The 1,851-nt window shown below is 53.3% G+C and carries 1 protein-coding gene; it reads left to right on the top strand.

The annotated features are described in order from the left end of the window. The first annotated feature begins 374 nt into the window (after positions 1-374). Positions 375-1,775, top strand: coding sequence for a group II intron reverse transcriptase/maturase (gene ltrA, locus V1L65_RS28550; protein WP_331702751.1), 1,401 nt, complete (start codon positions 375-377; stop codon positions 1,773-1,775). The last annotated feature ends 76 nt before the right edge of the window (positions 1,776-1,851 follow it).

Raw genomic sequence — 1,851 nt, 5'->3', positions numbered from 1 at the left:
TAGGAACTGTTAGCTAAAGGCAAGGGTGTCGGTCGTGAGGCCGAATCTGAAGGAAGCCAGAGGCAAACCCTCGGTCTGACGAACAGAAATCACATACAAGGCATGGTGAGACGGATGAGCTTGCACTACAAAGCAAAGTCCAATACTGCCCGAATCTCATCATGTAGATGTGGCAGATGGATGAGGGGAAAGTTATCGCTCTTACCCGGGGAGGTCTCACAGACATGAAGTAGGGAAAAAAAAAATCCGAAACATGGAGTAAAGCTTGCTGTGAGAAGTCAGCAGAGGCCATAGTACGCGAGCCGCGAAAGCGGCGAGCGGAAGGGCTGAACAATCGTAAGTCTCGAGTACAAACTGAAAGGAGAGTCGATGCGATGAAAGCAGAATACCGAAAGGGCTGCCGGCAAAGAGATAGCGTGGAACGTGAAGGGTATGCAGGAGCGCGGAGCATCGGAACTCGGGAAGGTAGAGAAAGAGACGGTGCAACCGATCTGATGGAACGCATCTTGGACAGAGATAATCTGAACCGGGCGTACAAGCAGGTCAAACGCAATCACGGAGCGCCCGGAATCGATGGGATGACCGTCGAGGCAGCGCTGCCGTGGCTGCGAGAACACAGAGAGAAACTTCTGCAACGAATTCGGGAAGGCCAATACAAGCCAAGCCCGGTGAGGCGCAAGGAAATCCCCAAACCAGATGGAAGTGGCGTACGCAAGCTGGGCATCCCGACCGTAGTGGATCGGGTGATTCAACAAGCGATTGCCCAGCAACTGCAACCGATGTTTGAGCCGCTCTTCTCGGACGGAAGCTATGGTTACCGTCCGGGGCGAAGCGCGCAGCAAGCGATTCGGAAAGTCAAAGCCTATGCCGAGCAAGGCTATGGACATGCCGTCGAAATTGATCTGTCTAAATACTTCGATACGTTGAATCACGAGCTTCTTTTGAACATCCTGCGCAAACAAATCCAAGACAAAGGCGTCATCGACCTGATCAAGAAATATCTGAAAAGCGGAGTCATGGAGAACGGGGTGCGTCGGGCAACGGAAGAGGGCTCGCCACAGGGTGGCCCGTTGTCGCCGCTTCTGGCTAACATCTACCTGAACGAATATGACCAGGAGATGAAAAGCCGAGGCGTGACGGTCATCCGCTATGCGGATGATATCGTCGTGCTAGCGAAGAGTAGACGAGCAGCCATGCGACTGCTGGAATCCAGCCGGACGTACTTGGAACAGAAGCTCAAGCTCCAGATGAATGCGCAAAAGAGCAAAGTCGTCAGCGTCGTGGCGCAGAAACACTTCAAATTCCTTGGATTCGCGCTAGGCAAGAACGGAAAGGGCGTATACGTGCGCGTACACCGCCAATCCCTGGCCAAGGCAAAGAAGAAGCTGAAGGAACTAACGAGTCGAAGTCAAGGTAGAAATGCCCGGCAGGTCATGGAGAACGTGAAAGTCTACATTCGCGGCTGGATCGGCTACTTCTATGTAGCGGACATGAAACGAATTCTGCAAAGCTGGAACGAATGGCTGCGAAGACGAATGCGCATGTATATCTGGAAGCAATGGAAGAAGCCGCGGACGAAGGTGCAGAATCTGCGAAAGCTGGGAGTGCCGGAGTGGCAGGCTTACCAATGGGGAAACACAAGGCTGGGTTACTGGCGAATCGCCGGGAGCGCAGTACTGAATCGCTCTGTAACAAACGAAAGGCTCGCACAAGCAGGGTATTATGACTTCCCTGCTCAGTACGAGCGCTTACGTCAAGTGCACTCAAACGGTTGAACCGCCGTGTACCGAACGGTATGCACGGTGGTGTGGAAGGTCGGCTACTCAACTAATGGGTAGCCTCCTATCCGAT

Source organism: Paenibacillus sp. IITD108, from assembly GCF_036541265.1.
Taxonomy (GTDB): Bacteria; Bacillota; Bacilli; order Paenibacillales; family Paenibacillaceae; genus Pristimantibacillus.
The sequence above is the reverse complement of the archived record's forward strand: the minus strand, read 5'-3'. Positions and strand labels throughout refer to the sequence as shown.

What these genes read in the sequence shown, in the direction of transcription:
- ltrA (WP_331702751.1), top strand. Translation starts at nt 375, where the DNA reads ATGAAAGCAGAATACCGAAAGGGCTGCCGGCAAAGAGATAGCGTGGAA.